Below are 16,477 nucleotides of genomic sequence, written 5' to 3' on the forward strand. Positions count from 1 at the left end.
CTAATAAGGTAAAAAAATATTCATTAAAATTAAAAAAATGATTCTTTTATTTAGATACTTTCTTACTTTTTAAAATCTATTTCACAATATGATCTATTTCTCCTTAAAGTGAATATAAGAGTCAAAAATAATGCTACATCTGCAGAAAATGATATAATTAATTGATTAGATAGACTAAAAAGAAGAGAAGCACCTAAAGAGGCTGATATAAGTCCTAACACATATGTAGATAGGAAACACGCAGGGCATATACCAAGCGCTCCCAAACTTAATGCATAAGCGTTTTTCCTATAATTTGATGATGCTCTAATCAGAGAAATTAAATAGCCTCCTATTAGTGATACGGCAATCATTTGCATAAATTCTAAAGGATCAATGTAAATGCCTATATATGGAGGAAAATAAAGCAGAACTGAAGGATCCATCATAGGCATCCCGAACATAAATAAATAAACGTGTGGATAAGGGAATCCGCTTACATTGAAATGTATTATTCCACCTAATACGGATATTAACAAACCATAAATTGTTGAAAAGATCGCATAATCTTTTCTATTAATTTTAGGTAATGTGAATTTAGATTTTATTGACTCATAAATTCCATACCCAACAGCTACAGATCCAAATAACATAACAAGTGTAGAGGTTATAGTCATTGTTACTAAGAAGTTATAATCAAAACCATTATAATCTACAAAGTAACCCTCGTGAGTTATAAAAAACAGTATTTGTAAAATTATAGCGAAAGATCCTATTAATATCCATTTAATTCCTGAAAATTCAGTAGTTGGAGAAAATCTTATTCTAGAAAAGTTTATTTCAGACATAGAATCTCTTAAATATTGCAAGTAGTATATCCCAGCAAACCATGCAATCGGAGTTCCTGCTATCCATGTAAATATCCACAATTGATAGAGTTCTCCAGGAGAAAAATTGAAGAAAGGTAATGGATAACCCAGAATAAGCGATATTGGTCCGGGCATTATCATAGTCCAAGCTATAACATGCATAATACCCAATTTTACCCATTTCTTCATATCCTTTAATCCTAAACTCCCAAAAAATCCAGTTAATAGAGAAACTGGAATAAGTAGAAAAGAGCTGTAAAATATATCGTAAAATGATATAATTAGGACAGTTAACGTAATAGATACATAGAATAGAACCTTTGACTTACTACTTAAAAGAGTACCTATAATTCCTCCTGCAAGTATATCTAAAATTATCTTTAAAAGAGAGAAAGAAACAGATGTTGGAAGTATAATTGAGATAAAAATTAGTATAGCGCCCATAAAAATTTTCCTATAACTATCTAGATTTATTGATAATGGTTTTCTATTATTTATTTCGTTATATAGCACATAAGTAGAAAAAGATAGAAGAAATATTGCTAATAATACTAAAGTTTCTGATAATCTATCCATGAATGATATTGAAAATAAAAATGGTAATGATGAAGTGGCAGAACCTATTAATGCAGTAAAAAGCTCGCATGAACATGAGAGCGATGTCGCTATTAAGCCTAATGAACCTACTATTCCTTTCTTAGCTCCAGTTTTTAAAAATCTATAATATATTAAATAAAGTACAACATTAGTAGACACTAATAGTGAAAGAATAAAAGAAATTGAAAGGGAAATAGGCGTTATTGCCCACGTAAAAAAAGGTGTAGTTACAGACAGAAATGGACCCCATAATGGAAAAGGCATTTGCGAAGGATTCACAGGCGGAGAAGTACTTAATATTAAATCAACCGGAGTAATTATATGTACAAATAATAATAATCTATCAGCATACTGAAAGAAAATAAAATAAATGGAAAAAATAGCTAAAAAAATATATTTATATGGCTTTTGCTTTAATATATCTATTATTTCCATGTCATTCCCCGCTTTCTTGCTTAGCTACTTGAAGCGGATCTACTTGCGGATCTTTATCTGCCTTTATTATAAGTAATATGAACCATATTGGATATATTAATGCCATCAGTAAAAAACCGAAAAGCCATAGATCCGCCTCACTTTCGAAGATAGCCATTTACATCACTTAAAAGAAAATAAAGAAATAATCATTAAAAAATCTATCTTAAAAAAGTTTTGACTTAAAAGAGATTTAAATCTTTTAACCATTTTACCATATAGAACGTTGAAGGTGCAAATGCCATTGCGAATAGAAAATACGCTGTATCAACGAACTGTGTAGTGCTGTATGCTGGGTACAAATTAGTTTCGTAATATGTACCCATCTCTAAATATATTTCCGCCATAGAGGCCATCATACTAAAAATAGTAAACATCGAAATACTTTTCCATACATTAGTCATTCCATACCACCCTATTCCTCCTATAATACCAGCAATTATAAACGATAAAATTTGCAAAAATCTGATGCTACTACTAATTACTGACATGTCAAACGGCCCTGGAAAATACCAATAGCACGTTAAGCTTCCTGCTATCCCCCATGCTAAAACTAGTCCTCTAGTAGTGAAATTAAATGATAACAATGATTTCGCAATTCCTTTTAAAAACATGTAGTCGGCCAACCATATTCCTATTAAACCTGCTCCCCACACTAACATCATATCAAAAGAAACTCTAATTATCTCTAGAATATTGGCTAAATATAGAGAAAAAGGATTTATTGACGCTATAATCATTGCAAACCCTATAAATAAATAGGGCTTCTTATCTTTCAATTCCATAACCCCAGTAGTAAACCTCCTACTACAAGTATTAGCCCAGATATTGGCACCAATGCTACTAAGGTATCGTCTTCGTATAGTGAGTAAGGTAATGTGAATACTAACATTAAATCTGCTATCCACATTGAAACTCCTATTGCTGCTATTACAGAACCTAAGACCCTCCTAGCAAATTTTACTCCAGCCATATTCTCAATAGTTTCTTTTTTACTATGATTTAAAAATTTTTCGATAGTTTAGATCTTTGAAGTATTTAACTTTGCATTATAATTTATAATATTAGTACTTTTATAGTGTAAATATTAGGACTAGCGATTCATGGAATTTTCTTTTTCTTTTCTAATTCTTGCCTCCATAAAAAGAACACGATAAAAGTATACCATAGATATAGCAATTCCTAATCCAAAAAATATATTTATATTAAAAAGTATTGGAATTAGTGTTATTATTAAAATAGCATACAAAATTTTCCATATTAACTTAGATTTCATAATACCATATATAGTTAAGAAAATATCTATTGCTAACGTCGAATATATCCATACGTTAAAATTTAAGACAGTAGGAGGAAATGCTGCAATACCTATAAGAGGTATCACATAATATACGTAATCTCCTATTTGATTGGAATTCACTATACCTATTACGAGAGTAAATAGCATTTCGACCATCATTGGGTAAAAAAACCATATGCTATTAAGTGATGTGGTCATATCTTCTGTTATAGAAGAGAAATAACTCTTACCGAACTCAGCTAATGAAAAAGTAGTTCCCATAAGAGCTTCATTTAACACAAGTAACGATGCCAACGAATATAATATCTTGGATGAAAGTATAACTTGCTTTGAGAGATTTTCTGCTACAGAAAAGAAAAATGCCAAAATAATTATCATTGATATCATATTTATTGCTACAGCAATACCTAAAGTTACATTAGAAGGAGAATATAGATAAATTATGGCTCCAACCAACATTAATGCCATCATAATGAGAATAAAATACGAAAAAAACAAGTGAATATATGTATTTAGTTTATTTTCAATATAATAAATAGTGCCTATAATAGCAGTAACCATTACAGATGCTAAAAACACTAATAGCAATAAAGATACCATAAATATATCTTTAATTACCCCTAGATTAAAATCTAACTTATAGTTACTGAAAAGAAATTTCCATTAGTGAATAATATAGTATAAGTACCTGGCGAAAGATGTATGGGTATAAGAAGTGTGTCCTCCCCTATATATATTTCAGAAGAATTAACATATGCCGTGGTTACATCACCGTTATTTAATACAACAGATTCCTTAATAAAGATATAACGCACCTCATAAGTGTTAGTAGAGTTTTGAACGTATGTAATACCCAGTTTCTCCTGGTCTATATTATTTATAACAAGCATTACACCAGTTACATTACGTTTAAATAAGCTAAGATTACTTTGATTGTATATCATAACGGAATAGTTACCGTAAGATTCTTTATATATTGGAATTTGAGAGGTTGGAGAGAAAATTGAGGAAATAACGGGATAAGAAACCATAATAATCCCAATTATCACTATAATTGTTAATAAAAAAAATACTATCTTATTCATTTTTTTAACGCGCCTCCAATCATAATCAGTGCTAGTCCTACTATAGACAACATTATTCCCAGATAGTCAGTACTACTATAAGAAAACGCAAATGCTGCAGGATTCACCATAAATCCGTACCCATATATTACCATCACTATGATAGAGACAGCATCTATCACTGCACCGGCCAATATTAATCCCCACATTTTTACGTTCATATCAAAATATTCGTTTTAACTATTACTTATAAATTTTTCTTGACTATAATTAAGCGCTACCAGTATCGAAATTAATTAGTAAACAATATGAATTATACCGTATTATTATAAAATATTTAAATTATGATATTAATACTAATTATATGTAAATCAGAATTCAATAATAATGTAATATAAGATAATTGTAATATGCAAATTTACAATTCAATCAGTAATAAGGAGTTTACCCATATAAAACACTATATCTAATTTTAATAGACATATTACATCAACGTTAGTAGTTCCAGTAAGTCTTTGTCCTATTATCTCTCATTTGCACTCTTTAATGGCTAAGAACTTTCATAGGAGTACTAGTTATCTAGACAAAATGACGAGAGATACTTATATTCTAATAAGCTTTTAATCATAATGATAAATATCTAAGAAATAGATTTGTTTGAAAATAGTAATGTATAAAATCCGAGTACTAGAATCTTTAATAAAATAGTAATAACATTATTAATGGTAGGATTAAAAACATCGCTATTTCTTGTAATATAGTATATCAATATTTCTAATTATACTGATTTACGCCATATCGTAATTTGAGAAAGTCTATACAGTCTAAATATGCAATAAAAACTTTCTTTAATATATCATTAAAATTAATATATTAAACAAAACGTAATAAAGTATAAATTATTTATGACATTTTTAAAGAATGTTATACAACTCTGTTAAAGTAAATAAGTCTTAATTTATAATTAACAATTACTAGTACATGGGTATTTACAGATTCTATATCATATTAATTTTTCATCTATTAGAAAATTGTTATGTAATTAAAAAATGTTAAATCTTTTATTATTTAATAATAAAGTTATATGGATAGTTATTGCAACAAACGTAAAACTTTTAAATAAATTTTACAATCACATATTACAGTGAAAAAGAAGTGAAGAGAGGAACTGTTATAGCTCTATTCTTCATCTTAGTTATAGTTGCAGCTCTTTCTTTAGAAATTCAATATAGTTCATATGACTATATAGGCTATAATCCACATAATAATGCTGGAGAAGGTGTAGTACACGCAGCCTATTCAAACGCATTAGGATCATATAAGGGACCATATGTAATAATTTATGTTACAGGACAACAATGGCATTGGGATTTTGGTCCTCATGATAAAGTATGGACAAACTTAACAGTAGTACCAGTAGACGAGCCAGTATTATTTATAATACATAGCGTAGATGTATTTCACGAGTTCTTTATACAATCAGCGGCAAGCAATTTCTCGCTAGGATTTAATTTTGGTGCAGAAGCAGTACCAGGGTACTACTCATATATAGTTCTTGTATTTCCTAAACCTGGCTATTATCATGTAGCTTGTGCTGAGTACTGTGGAACTGCTGGAGTTGGATTAGGGCATTCATGGCTTGTTGGAACAATTTTAGCTACTCCTAATGCCACATTAGCAAAAGAGATAACTGGCGGTGTATTGCCTCAAGGTACATGGGATCCATACGTAGTTAATGGGACGGTGTGAAAAATGGCTAAAACACTTATTTATATAACAGGAATTCTTATAATAATTGGAATTTTATTGATGGCATTCGGAACAACAAAGTATGTTTACCCTAGAGAACAATTTTCTATTAATGGAATGTATGAAATTACTGGAAATACAACACCTAATTATTTCATCAACTTTTTTGGTTTAGCAATATTTCTTTTTGGAATTGGAGGGCTTTTATCTTATTTTGAAATAAATAAGAAAGGTGTAAAATCAAATAATAAGGGTGATATAAATGGCTAATGGATATATGAAAATATTTGTATTAGGATTAATAATAGTATTAGCTATATTAGCAGCCACATATGGAGCAGATTATGCTCTAAATTCCGCTTCACAAGCAACAAGCACAGTAACTGCATACTATGTACCTAATGCAGAACCAAATCTCGGTGACCCTGGTTCAGAACTATTCTGGAGCACGATACCTTGGACTACTGTACCATTAGTTCCAACGATACCTGTTCCTGGAGGAGCATCAGGACATACACAGTTCGTTTATGTTAAAGCTGCCTGGACGTATATAAATGGTACGCCATACATATTTATACTAATGAAGGCTAGAAATCATGGATTTATCTCTTGGAATGCATGTCCTGAAAGAACCCCAGATGGGCAGTTATGGCAACCATTCTCTCCAGTTCATACAGGCTGGTGGGTAGTTAATGTATCATACTCAAGCACTAATCAATCTTTAGCTTCTGTATATTATATACCTCAAAGCGAGCAAATACAATATCCGCCTGGATACAATCTTGGAAATCCCATTCAGATAATAGTTTTAAATGAAAGTGGACATCTAGTAGGGGAAATACTTAATGCGATTAATCCTCAGGGTGTTCCGCTGAATAAAGGACAGCCAATCATAATAAAATCTTTATACCTTAATTATAGTGGGCATATTATAACTGCACTTAGCCAATTCTTAGCTATGGGCTTAAACGATACAACATGGTCTCAATCAGCATACAACGAATTCTATCCAGAAGATACTGCAGAATATGTATCACTATTTTATAATTCTACTTATACTTATCCAGAAAGATTTGCAATACTATGGTCTTTAGGTGGAGTGCCTAGTGACTGGTATCAAGTAGCGTATACACCTCACATGATGCCTGGAACATCAGGGGCAATTTCTGCGGGTCAAGATGAGTTATGGATACTAAATAATAACCCAAGAGCTAACAATACTCAAGATTTCGGATACCCTGGCAACACATTATTTAGTAGAAATTCCACTCCTCCATACTATCATTATCCACAGTATAAGGATCCCCTTAATTTAGGCTATTTAGAAAACCAAGGCTTAATAGCTGATGCTTATGTTAATGGTTCATCGATATATTATATTGGAGGTATGCCATTCATAGGATTTCCATCTATTAACAATCCTCATTATAACGCATGGGATCTCATGAATGGTTTATATAACAGCTCACAACTATGGGATCCATCAATAGTCGCTACTGGACTAAAGTATGTACATACACAGACTGGCGTATATTGGTATGCTGAATTCGTTAGAACTTTTACAACTATGGGTGTATCTGGAGGACAAGGAATGTCGCATTATCAAGTTCAATTATACCCTGGACATAGCTACCACGTAGCTTTTGCAGTCTTCCAAGGAGGTGCTGGAGAATCAGTAGACTTCAAATCTATATCATTCTGGTATACTATATATATACAACCGGCTCCAGGAAGCTCCTCTATGCTCGTACCCGCAATATTTATTATAAACAGTATTGCAGCTCCGATAATATTTATAACATTTTTCAATAAATTCAATATTATAAAGGAATTAGATGCTATGTCCATAAAACTGAGTCAAAACATAATAAAAATATTAAAGGTGAATAGAAGTGAAAATAGATAGAGATATTAAGTTAATTCATTTTTTATATTTATATATTTTTGCTCAGTTTTTTGAATTATTTTTCAATAGAGAATTTTTAGTTTCCGTCTTACCTTTTGGGCTTGCCGGAATTTCTGTAACTAAAATTGAGCCTTATTTAAAGGCTTTTTATATAATTGGAGGGACAGCCTACACTCTCATGCTTATTCTTCAACCCATACTTCTTATTTTAGTTATAATAAAAGTGAAAAATAATCTAAGTAGAGGATTATTATCTGCTATTCTATATTTGACTTTACTTGCTGATGCTATACATATAGCTTACGGAGTCAATAACACAACACTTCAAATACCCGCTATATTTTCGATAATATATGCTATACTATTGGCAATAACTCCATTATATCTTATGATAAGACAAAATAAGAAGATACTGTTGGCAATATTTATACCAGACGTATTGGCCTATTGCTTCTTGATTTCAACATGGTTAACTAATGCCCTAGGAAATTCTTCCATAGGTATAGTATCTGGATATAGTGGATTTCTTATGGCGTATGCAGTATTATTCTCCGGAATAGCTTTTATCACATATTCTATACTAAAGAAAATTAATTTAATTAAGATCCTTCCATTCATGACTGTAGGACTTTTTGTAGCTATAGCGTCCGCATTTAATTTAATTCCAGGTTGGGATTTTGCTATAGGAGTTACTTTCCCATATATATTTGGTATTTTAGGCATTAGAGACTGGATGCCACCAATATTTTTCCTTATAGCAGCTATTACATTCGGTTGTGCAATAGAAATGAGAAAAATAGATAAACCGTTAGCTTTGTCAGTACTATCAATCTTAGCTTCCACATTAATTTTTGATTCAGTTCCAATAACTACGTATTTAATAGCTCCTTTAGTTGGTACAACGTTCTTATATTTGATTCAAACAAATAAGGTAGAGACTCTCAAGAAATAAAAATTTTAATTTATTTTTCTTTTTTATTTTGTATAATATTAATTTAGGTTCATGGCTAGTAGTTTATAAAATCGCCATGTTATAGTATTCTATGCAGATATTTACACTACCATGTTATACTTACTTAGACTCTAAAATCCAAGGAAACGATCTGATATATTTGATGCAGATTATTGACCTATTATGGAACTTTACACTTTAAGGTTCAAGAAAGTATAAGATAATAATGAAGTATATCATAAAATATTTTAGATTTACATCTTATCAGTTAGACTTAAAATAAATAGATAAAATTACTAATAATATATACATATCTTAAATCTTGAAATTATGTTTTGACTACCTAAACTCTATATTAAAAACTTTTTAACAATATAAATAATTTTAATAATAGATTATTCAATTATCCCATTTTCACTTTCAATTAACTATAGGATTAGATGTTGTAGCATTACTATGGTGCTATTTATCATAAAAGCATAGAAATTTAGGTATATATTTAAGAATGGCACTATCGTTCATTATGAAATACGAATATTGCCAATATGACTCAAGTGAATCATTTATAAAATACTGCTGAAATCTTCATTTCTATTATTTTATGTATTAAACTATGTTTAAATGTATAGCAGATATATATAAAATGATTACACTAATATAGAATATATATATTATTTATATTTAATTTGTAATAAACATGATATAGAATGATTAGTTTTTTAATATTTGTGATAAGATTATATAATATTATTTGAGAATACCAGTATATTATTTCGTATTATACATATACGTAGCTTAATGTTTAGTTTAAACAGTAAAATTATATTGTTTAATATCAAGTAACTTTCAATTGCCAGAGCAGATGGATCTTGCTCTAGATGTGATTTTATATTTCTTGCTCTATCTCTCATTGTTCATAAAGTTCACAGTTGCGCTCTATAATAAATTACTATTAATTTTTAAACACTTCAAAACTCAATAACCTAAGGTAAGTATGACATTAGAAAGAGAAAATAATAACATCTACCTAATATGACAGTATATTAAAATAATCTAATAATTTTTTAGGACTCAAAAATCTTATCAACTTAATTATATTAGTAAAAAAATTAATTTCTTGAGCTTAAAGGTATAAAATCTCTTTTTATGGGTCCAACATAAAGTGCTCTTGGCCTTATTAGTCTATGTTGATCTTCTACATATTCTATTATATGCGCAAGCCAACCTAACACTCTAGATAACGCGAATAGTGAAGTAAACATGTATACTGGAAATCCTATCGAATAAAATACTATTCCAGAATAAAAGTCAGTATTTGGATAGATCTTTTTCTCACCAAAATTCTTTATTCCAATATCTTCTAAACGCTCTGCTATATCTAGAATTTTCTTAGATTCAGGAGTTCTAGCTAATTCCTCTGCATATCTCTTAAATAGTTTCGCTCTTGGATCATACGTTTTATAAACTCTATGTCCAAATCCCATTAGTCTCTTCTTTTCTTTAATCACATTTTCGTTAAACCATTCCTCCACGTTTGATGGATCCTTTATCTCTAGGAATTGAGAAAATGCTGCTTCAGCTGCTCCACCATGGAGAGGACCTTTAAGGGCAGCTAGTGCTGAGACGATGCATGAATACATATCTGATAATGTAGATGATGTTACTAGCGCTGCTGTAGTAGATGCTGGAACTTCGTGATCAGTATAAAGTATTAGTGCGGCATTCATAGCATCAACTTCTTCTTCTGAAGGTTCTCTTGAAAATGTGGCTCTTAGGAAGCTTTTTGCATAGCTTTCTGATGGTTCTGGAATTTCTGGTTTTTGTCCTTCTTTTAATCTATATACATTAGCTACTATAGTGGACGCTTTTGCTATTATTTCAAGGGCTCTTTCCTTATTTTCTCCTTTTTTCCAAGGATAATTATAGTAGGAAGCTAATGCACTAAACGCGGTTTCCATCATAGCTATAGCGTCTGCATCATGAGGTAGTTCTTCCATAATACGAATTACTGGAGGTGGAACGTTATAACTCTCGTTTATTCTTTCTTTAACCTTCTTTAACTGCTCTGAGTTTGGAAGATCACCATAAAGCATTAGGTGAATAACTTCTTCAAAACTACAATTTCTTACTAGATCTTCTATATTATAGCCTCCGTATCTTAATATTCCTTTTTCTCCATCAATATAAGTCAATGATGTAGCTTTTATAAATACGTTTTCTAGACCTCTACTTATTTCACTCATCTTTAATCACTTCCTACGAATTCTTCCTCAGAGATGGAAGAAAGCGCCTTTAAAACATGAGATTCTCTTATCATGTCCCTCATAGATATAACGCCCTTAAATTTACCTTCAGTATCTAAAACTATGAGATGCCTTATGTTATGCTTTGACATTTTCTCTGCTGCTACGTAAATACTATCTTCCTCGGTTACTGTTATTAGATTTCCTACTGTTCCCAATTTTTCAACAGGTTCATTAATAGATAATCCCTTAGCGAGGGCTCTAATAATGTCTCTTTCTGTAATAATTCCCACAACATTTCCATGATCAGTAATAATAACTGACCCCATGTTTAGTGAAGCCATAGTTTTTACTGCATCTAATGTTGAAGTTCCTTTCTCTATTGTTACAGGTGACCTACTTATTAAATCTTTTACTTTACTTGTCATAATATGTATTATACATTTCGATAATTATAAAAGTTTCTCAAGTTCTTTATCTAACTTTTCATAGAATGAATAATTTATAATGTCATATTGCTCTTTCCTTGTCATCATCTTCTCCATTAACGATCTTTGGCTTCCCTCATTTTTCAAAATCTCTAGTGCGTCTTTCATTGCTTTGGCTGCTACTCTAAAAATAGTAACTGGGAATATAACATATCTGTATCCCATGGATTTAAATTCCTCTGCAGAAATTAAAGGGGTTTTACCAAATTCTGTCATATTTGCCAATAATGGAGCTTTAACTTCTTTAGAAAATCTTTCAAACTCTTCTTTCGAATGAAGAGCTTCTGGAAAAATTATATCTGCTCCAGCTTCTACGTATTCCTTAGCCCTTTCTATAGCGTCTTCTATACTAATTACATCCCGTGAGTCTACTCTCGCAATTATTAAAGCGTTTTTCCTTGCTTTTAATGCAGCCTTTATCTTAGATAACATAGTATCTTTATCTACCACTTCTTTACCATCTAAATGTCCGCATTTTTTTGGCATTTTCTGATCTTCTATTTGTATAGCATCTGCTCCAGAACTTTCCAAGATTTTTACTGTTCTATATACATTTATAGCCTCGCCAAATCCAGTATCTGCATCAACTATCATTGGTATACTAGATACTTCCCTTATCTTTCTTACCATATAGGACAACTCGTCAAGGCTTATTAACCCAATGTCAGGAATTCCAAATGATGATGTCAATGCTCCACCAGATAAATATACTGCCTTAAAACCAACTTTTTCAGCTAATAACGCAGTAAAAGGATTAAAAACTCCAGGAACTATCATGAAATCTTCTTTAAGGATTGACAATTTCTTCCACCTTCATATTATCAATTTCCCATAACTTACTTATTTGCTTTTCATTCATGCCGAGTTTTATTGCTTTTTCTTCAACTTCCTTATCTGTCATTGGATTGTTATAATATCCTCTTGGCGACCTAATTTCCTTTTCAAATCTTCCTTTATCGGTTATAATAATCAATTTTATGGGTAATTCTCTAGGATAGACTTTAGTGTATTCCTCTTTTTCCATGACTTCTATCTTGTCCATCAATTCTCTAATTTGATTATCGCCAATCATTGAATAGTTCTCTAACCACATTTTTTTAGTTAGAAGAGTTGAGGCTACTATAAATGGTAAACTGTGATCTGCTGTTTCTTTATTATCAGGATTCCATTTTTCTTTATCAGCTAAGATTGAAACTCCTGCTTCATAAGTTTGAATATATATTTTCCTGATTTCGCCTTGATATTCTATACTTAAAGCAGCTTCTACTGCGGCCTCACCGTGATATTCTACTGGATATTTCTTTAAACTTGTCTCAAGAATTTTCGACGTACTCATTCTTTCAAAATTTGAGATATCTATATCAGCTATTAATTTGAATCCCATGTTTCCAGAGAAAGGATTTACTGGTCCAGTAAATCCTTTACTAGCTAAAAGCGTTGAGAATACTGCATTTCTTACAGCTTCTGCTGCAGCTCCTGCTTTCCACATTGATAATTTACCACTACGCGTCTGCCTTAAAGCTATATGAGGAATTAAAGCTATTGAAATAGCGTTATATATAGCCTCTTTTTTCAAATTAAGAAGTTTGCTTGCGGCAGCAGTTGCAGCAACTTCTAGAAAATTAACATGATCAAATCCTCTCTTTCTTAATGATGTAGAATCGCATAATCTTGTCCCTATTTCATATCCAACAACTATTGATAAGATAATATCTTTACCGAGTTTTCCTTTACCTAACGCAAGTAAACCTCCTATCATATCACTAGGATGTAAGGGCTCTAAGGATAGATACGTATCGTTAAAATCTAGGTATCTTATTAATAGGGTATTATAAAACGAAGCAATATCTGGAGAAGCATTTCCTCCCCATAATAACAGAAAGTCTCCAGGATAACTGGGGAGTAGAGTCCTTACTATCTTTGCTGGTTCTGAGTTAATTGACGCTTTAGCTACTGCTAAAGAGTCTATTATTCTTCTTTTAGCCTCATGAATTTCCTTTTCTTTTAAGTCGTCATAATTTACAGACGACACATATTCGGCTAAAATTTCTGCTAGCTCCATAATATTGGTTTAGAAACAATCCAATATAAACTTTATAAGAAAAGTTTAAATAAATTCTTGAATATATTTATCATGTGAAATTATGACTAAGATAGCCTTCGTTGGGCTAGGAAAAATAGGTCAAACAATAACTTACTCTTCAGTAATAGACGGAATATTTGAAGAAGTAATGTTATATGATATAATACCAGAATTACCTGAAAAATTCGAACATGAATTAAGACATGCGTTTGCTACTAAAAGTATTAAAACCGAAATTATTTCTTCCAATAATATAGACGATATAGCTGGTGCAGATATTGTAGTAATAACTGCTGGAAAACCAAGAAAACCAGGAATGAGTAGAAGGGATTTGTTTAAGGATAACGCAAAAATAATGATTGATCTAGCTAGCAAGTTACCTAGTAAAAATCCAGGTGCAATATACGTAATGGTAACTAATCCAGTAGATATGATGGCATCTGTATTTGCTAAATATTCTAAGGAAATGACTATAAGCACTGGAGATCAAGTAGAGACAATGAGAATGAGATCTTTTATAGCAAAGAAACTTCATGTGCCAGTTAACGAAGTTAATGGATACGTAGGAGGAGAACATGGTGAAGACGCTGTAGTTTTATGGAGTACTGTATCAGTTAAAGGAAAACCAATAGACCAGTTTAATATAGATAAAGAAGAGGTCTCTAATTACGTTAAGCAGATTGCAGGAGAAATAATTAGAGTAATGGGCGGAACAACTTGGGGTCCAGGGACAATTATAGGTGACGTGATAAGAGCTATAGCATTAAATGAGAATAAGTTAATGAGCATAGCAACTCCCAGAGTCTTTGAAGGGGAAATAATTCATATAAGTGTACCAGTAATTGTTGGTAGAACAATAGGACCTTCCATAGAGTCATTACTAGATGAAAAAGATAAATGGCACCTAACTACTGCAACTAAAGACTTTTACGATGTATATAAGGAAATGCTTAGCTCTCTAGGAGAAGTTACATTATCTAAGTAATTTTTACTGTGATATACTCATTATATGCTAATTATTTTTTATTTTATATAAAAACTACTTTTAATTTAAGTACTAGATCAGTTTGTGAATACAGACATTATCAGTGAACTACTCCGCCCTAACGGGCGTGGCTTCCTGCTTCAAAGCCGAGGCTTGCCAAAGGTAGAGGTCTCAGCTCCACAGGCACTAAGGGTCGTTCCGACCCCGAGCACTAATGTGAACCCACAGTATCCCAATATGGGACTGTTGAATGGAGCAGAGGCGTACCACATAGACCCTCGCTTTAACCAAGGCGTCTCAGTGACGCTTACTCCGTCAGTGACTGCCATTAAGAGAATATTTGAAAAATACGTATTTAAATGTAACTACAAAGGGGGCTCCTACGGTGATTTTCACGAACAACACTCCTAAACAAGAAGACAAGCTTTACAAGAGTGAGACTAAGAAGACTAGGTATAGGAGAGGAGGTGGTGAAGGCCCTCAAGTTAACCCCAATCAAGTAGTTCCTTCGGCTCTTCAAGCTATCGCCTAGCCATGTTAGAGGCAAAGCATGTGGAGCCTATCCATCTCCACCCTTACGGATGGAGTCTTCCACCCCCTTTGAACCCTATATAGATTAATTAGTTGGGGAGAGTAATACTCTCCAACTGGGAAACATGGTCGACCCTTTGACTGAAGCAAAGTCTTCGAACGGGGGCGTGACAAACCCCTACCATCGGACTGAACATTGTGATAATATGCACGGATATAGGTGTGATAAAGAGGTAGGGATCCTAGGAATAGACATATCAAAAGATCATGTGACGAGTGAGGGGAGGGTCTACGAGAACAACAAGAAGGGTTATGAAGAAATACTAAAAGTGAAACTAAACACAATAGTGGTCGAACCGACAGGAGCATACTCAATAAAACCATGTCAATACTTCAAGGAAAAAGGGATCAAGATACTACAAGTAAGCCCAAATATACTATGGAAGGAGAAGGACTTGAGAGGAAAACAGATTTTTACTACAAAAACTAGTAAACATGGCAAACAAGGCAAAGGAGTACAACTACAACCCATTGAAAGAACTAGTAACACTATACGTCTTCCTAAAAGTTGAAAGTAAAGTACAAGAACAGGGTAAAAAGAGCACTATTCCTAAGTGACGAGGAAAAATAAGCAAGGAAATTGAAGAATTCTCTAAAGGAAACTTCAAAATACAATTATACAACTTGGAACAAAGATCGTACTTGAAGAAATCGAAGTATTATCTAAAGCACTACTGGAAACAAGCGAGAAAATAAAAGAAGTAGAGAAAATGATACAATCACAGTCTGAAAATCACGTTCTATTAACTATACCGGGAATAGGAAAACTTTCTGGATAATAATAGGCATTGTTGGAGACATTAAACGCTTTCCTAACCCTGAGTCCTTCGTAGCCTACTGCGGTTTAGACCCAATGAGAGGAGCGGTAAAGCTACTGTAAGTAAGGGAATATCGAAGAAGGGTAATAAGTACTTGCGCAGCTTGTTCTACTTCCTCGCTGAGATGAATTACTCTCGTAATCCTACATTACTAGAATTTTACGAGAACCATAAGGAAAAGTTGAAGGGAAAGAAGTTGTACACTGCTTTAGCCAGGAAATTGGCTAGAATAATTTGGAGTGTTTGGTATAATAATAAGCCTTATGAGCCTAAGTGATCCTCCCCAAATCACCACGTGGATTGAAAGGTACACGTGGCAATCTTAGTTGACATTATGCTTGAAGTTCAACCGAAATATTTATTACTGAACGCCCCTTGT

At 32.2% G+C, this 16,477-nt stretch carries 17 protein-coding genes and 1 pseudogene; 7 read left to right on the forward strand and 11 right to left on the reverse strand.

The annotated features are described in order from the left end of the window. Positions 1-62: 62 nt before the first annotated feature. The 7 genes from DFR85_RS31595 to DFR85_RS31625 form a co-directional block, all read right to left on the reverse strand. Positions 63-1,880 (reverse strand): hypothetical protein, encoded by a 1,818-nt coding sequence (locus tag DFR85_RS31595; protein ID WP_110271698.1) that lies wholly within the window; start codon positions 1,878-1,880, stop codon positions 63-65. Between the two features lies 1 nt (position 1,881). Further along, positions 1,882-2,037 (reverse strand): hypothetical protein, encoded by a 156-nt coding sequence (locus DFR85_RS31600; RefSeq protein ID WP_162582896.1) that lies wholly within the window; start codon positions 2,035-2,037, stop codon positions 1,882-1,884. A 64-nt stretch (positions 2,038-2,101) separates the two neighbouring features. Beyond that, entirely contained in the window at positions 2,102-2,704 is a 603-nt protein-coding gene (locus DFR85_RS31605; protein ID WP_110271699.1) for a DUF1404 family protein, read from the reverse strand. After that, positions 2,695-2,892, reverse strand: coding sequence for a SepZ protein (locus DFR85_RS31610; protein WP_110271700.1), 198 nt, complete (start codon positions 2,890-2,892; stop codon positions 2,695-2,697). The genes DFR85_RS31605 and DFR85_RS31610 overlap by 10 nt, the downstream gene beginning before the upstream one ends. 120 nt (positions 2,893-3,012) lie before the next feature. Then, the gene (locus tag DFR85_RS31615) at positions 3,013-3,819 is read right to left on the reverse strand and encodes a hypothetical protein (RefSeq protein WP_110271701.1); all 807 of its coding nucleotides are present in this window, start codon (positions 3,817-3,819) and stop codon (positions 3,013-3,015) included. Positions 3,820-3,851: 32 nt separating this feature from the next. Beyond that, positions 3,852-4,304: a hypothetical protein gene (locus tag DFR85_RS31620; RefSeq protein WP_168367231.1), complete on the reverse strand. Its 453-nt coding sequence runs from the start codon at positions 4,302-4,304 to the stop codon at positions 3,852-3,854. Then, positions 4,301-4,504: a hypothetical protein gene (locus tag DFR85_RS31625; RefSeq protein ID WP_110271703.1), complete on the reverse strand. Its 204-nt coding sequence runs from the start codon at positions 4,502-4,504 to the stop codon at positions 4,301-4,303. The genes DFR85_RS31620 and DFR85_RS31625 overlap by 4 nt, the downstream gene beginning before the upstream one ends. Positions 4,505-5,438: 934 nt before the next feature. Here DFR85_RS31625 and DFR85_RS31630 point away from each other — a divergent pair. From DFR85_RS31630 to DFR85_RS31645, 4 genes are read left to right on the forward strand one after another with little or no spacing between them, the layout of a single operon-like run. Further along, a complete protein-coding gene (locus DFR85_RS31630; protein WP_110271704.1) occupies positions 5,439-6,032 on the forward strand; it encodes a cupredoxin domain-containing protein in 594 nt (197 codons plus the stop codon). A gap of 3 nt (positions 6,033-6,035) precedes the next feature. Further along, positions 6,036-6,302, forward strand: a complete 267-nt coding sequence (locus DFR85_RS31635) for a hypothetical protein (RefSeq protein ID WP_110271705.1) — start codon at positions 6,036-6,038, stop codon at positions 6,300-6,302. Further along, the gene (locus DFR85_RS31640; protein ID WP_210433924.1) at positions 6,295-7,938 is read left to right on the forward strand and encodes a DOMON domain-containing protein; all 1,644 of its coding nucleotides are present in this window, start codon (positions 6,295-6,297) and stop codon (positions 7,936-7,938) included. Before DFR85_RS31635 ends, DFR85_RS31640 begins: the two co-directional genes overlap by 8 nt. Further along, complete coding sequence (locus DFR85_RS31645) at positions 7,925-8,890, forward strand: hypothetical protein (RefSeq protein WP_110271706.1); 966 nt, start codon at positions 7,925-7,927, stop codon at positions 8,888-8,890. The genes DFR85_RS31640 and DFR85_RS31645 overlap by 14 nt, the downstream gene beginning before the upstream one ends. A 1,109-nt stretch (positions 8,891-9,999) precedes the next feature. Here the strand turns inward: DFR85_RS31645 and gltA are convergent. From gltA to DFR85_RS31665, 4 genes are read right to left on the reverse strand one after another with little or no spacing between them, the layout of a single operon-like run. Further along, complete coding sequence (gltA, locus tag DFR85_RS31650) at positions 10,000-11,133, reverse strand: citrate synthase (RefSeq protein ID WP_110271707.1); 1,134 nt, start codon at positions 11,131-11,133, stop codon at positions 10,000-10,002. 2 nt (positions 11,134-11,135) lie between these two features. Continuing rightward, on the reverse strand, positions 11,136-11,561 hold the full coding sequence (locus DFR85_RS31655) for a CBS domain-containing protein (RefSeq protein ID WP_110271708.1): 426 nt from the start codon (positions 11,559-11,561) through the stop codon (positions 11,136-11,138). A 24-nt stretch (positions 11,562-11,585) separates the two neighbouring features. Beyond that, positions 11,586-12,398 (reverse strand): methylisocitrate lyase, encoded by an 813-nt coding sequence (gene prpB, locus DFR85_RS31660; protein WP_246253090.1) that lies wholly within the window; start codon positions 12,396-12,398, stop codon positions 11,586-11,588. Between the two features lie 10 nt (positions 12,399-12,408). Beyond that, on the reverse strand, positions 12,409-13,683 hold the full coding sequence (locus DFR85_RS31665; protein ID WP_110271710.1) for an MmgE/PrpD family protein: 1,275 nt from the start codon (positions 13,681-13,683) through the stop codon (positions 12,409-12,411). Between the two features lie 82 nt (positions 13,684-13,765). Here DFR85_RS31665 and DFR85_RS31670 point away from each other — a divergent pair, with 82 nt between their 5' ends. From DFR85_RS31670 to DFR85_RS31680, 3 genes and pseudogenes are all read left to right on the forward strand, one after another. Continuing rightward, positions 13,766-14,689, forward strand: coding sequence for a lactate/malate dehydrogenase family protein (locus tag DFR85_RS31670; protein ID WP_110271711.1), 924 nt, complete (start codon positions 13,766-13,768; stop codon positions 14,687-14,689). 385 nt (positions 14,690-15,074) lie between these two features. Beyond that, positions 15,075-15,221 (forward strand): hypothetical protein, encoded by a 147-nt coding sequence (locus DFR85_RS31675; RefSeq protein WP_162582900.1) that lies wholly within the window; start codon positions 15,075-15,077, stop codon positions 15,219-15,221. Between the two features lie 124 nt (positions 15,222-15,345). Continuing rightward, positions 15,346-16,375, forward strand: a pseudogene (locus tag DFR85_RS31680) (transposase). The last annotated feature ends 102 nt before the right edge of the window (positions 16,376-16,477 follow it).

This window comes from Acidianus brierleyi (assembly GCF_003201835.2).
GTDB classification, from domain to species: domain Archaea; phylum Thermoproteota; class Thermoprotei_A; order Sulfolobales; family Sulfolobaceae; genus Aramenus; species Aramenus brierleyi.

Excerpts from the sequence above, each read along its gene's own strand:
- DFR85_RS31610 (WP_110271700.1), bottom strand. The coding sequence starts at position 2,892 with ATGGCTGGAGTAAAATTTGCTAGGAGGGTCTTAGGTTCTGTAATAGCA.
- DFR85_RS31595 (WP_110271698.1), bottom strand. The coding sequence starts at position 1,880 with ATGGAAATAATAGATATATTAAAGCAAAAGCCATATAAATATATTTTT.
- DFR85_RS31605 (WP_110271699.1), bottom strand. The coding sequence starts at position 2,704 with ATGGAATTGAAAGATAAGAAGCCCTATTTATTTATAGGGTTTGCAATG.
- DFR85_RS31620 (WP_168367231.1), bottom strand. The coding sequence starts at position 4,304 with ATGAATAAGATAGTATTTTTTTTATTAACAATTATAGTGATAATTGGG.
- DFR85_RS31655 (WP_110271708.1), bottom strand. The coding sequence starts at position 11,561 with ATGACAAGTAAAGTAAAAGATTTAATAAGTAGGTCACCTGTAACAATA.
- DFR85_RS31635 (WP_110271705.1), top strand. The coding sequence starts at position 6,036 with ATGGCTAAAACACTTATTTATATAACAGGAATTCTTATAATAATTGGA.
- DFR85_RS31665 (WP_110271710.1), bottom strand. The coding sequence starts at position 13,683 with ATGGAGCTAGCAGAAATTTTAGCCGAATATGTGTCGTCTGTAAATTAT.
- prpB (WP_246253090.1), bottom strand. The coding sequence starts at position 12,398 with ATGATAGTTCCTGGAGTTTTTAATCCTTTTACTGCGTTATTAGCTGAA.
- DFR85_RS31600 (WP_162582896.1), bottom strand. The coding sequence starts at position 2,037 with ATGGCTATCTTCGAAAGTGAGGCGGATCTATGGCTTTTCGGTTTTTTA.
- DFR85_RS31615 (WP_110271701.1), bottom strand. The coding sequence starts at position 3,819 with ATGGTATCTTTATTGCTATTAGTGTTTTTAGCATCTGTAATGGTTACT.
- DFR85_RS31670 (WP_110271711.1), top strand. The coding sequence starts at position 13,766 with ATGACTAAGATAGCCTTCGTTGGGCTAGGAAAAATAGGTCAAACAATA.
- DFR85_RS31640 (WP_210433924.1), top strand. The coding sequence starts at position 6,295 with ATGGCTAATGGATATATGAAAATATTTGTATTAGGATTAATAATAGTA.
- gltA (WP_110271707.1), bottom strand. The coding sequence starts at position 11,133 with ATGAGTGAAATAAGTAGAGGTCTAGAAAACGTATTTATAAAAGCTACA.
- DFR85_RS31625 (WP_110271703.1), bottom strand. The coding sequence starts at position 4,504 with ATGAACGTAAAAATGTGGGGATTAATATTGGCCGGTGCAGTGATAGAT.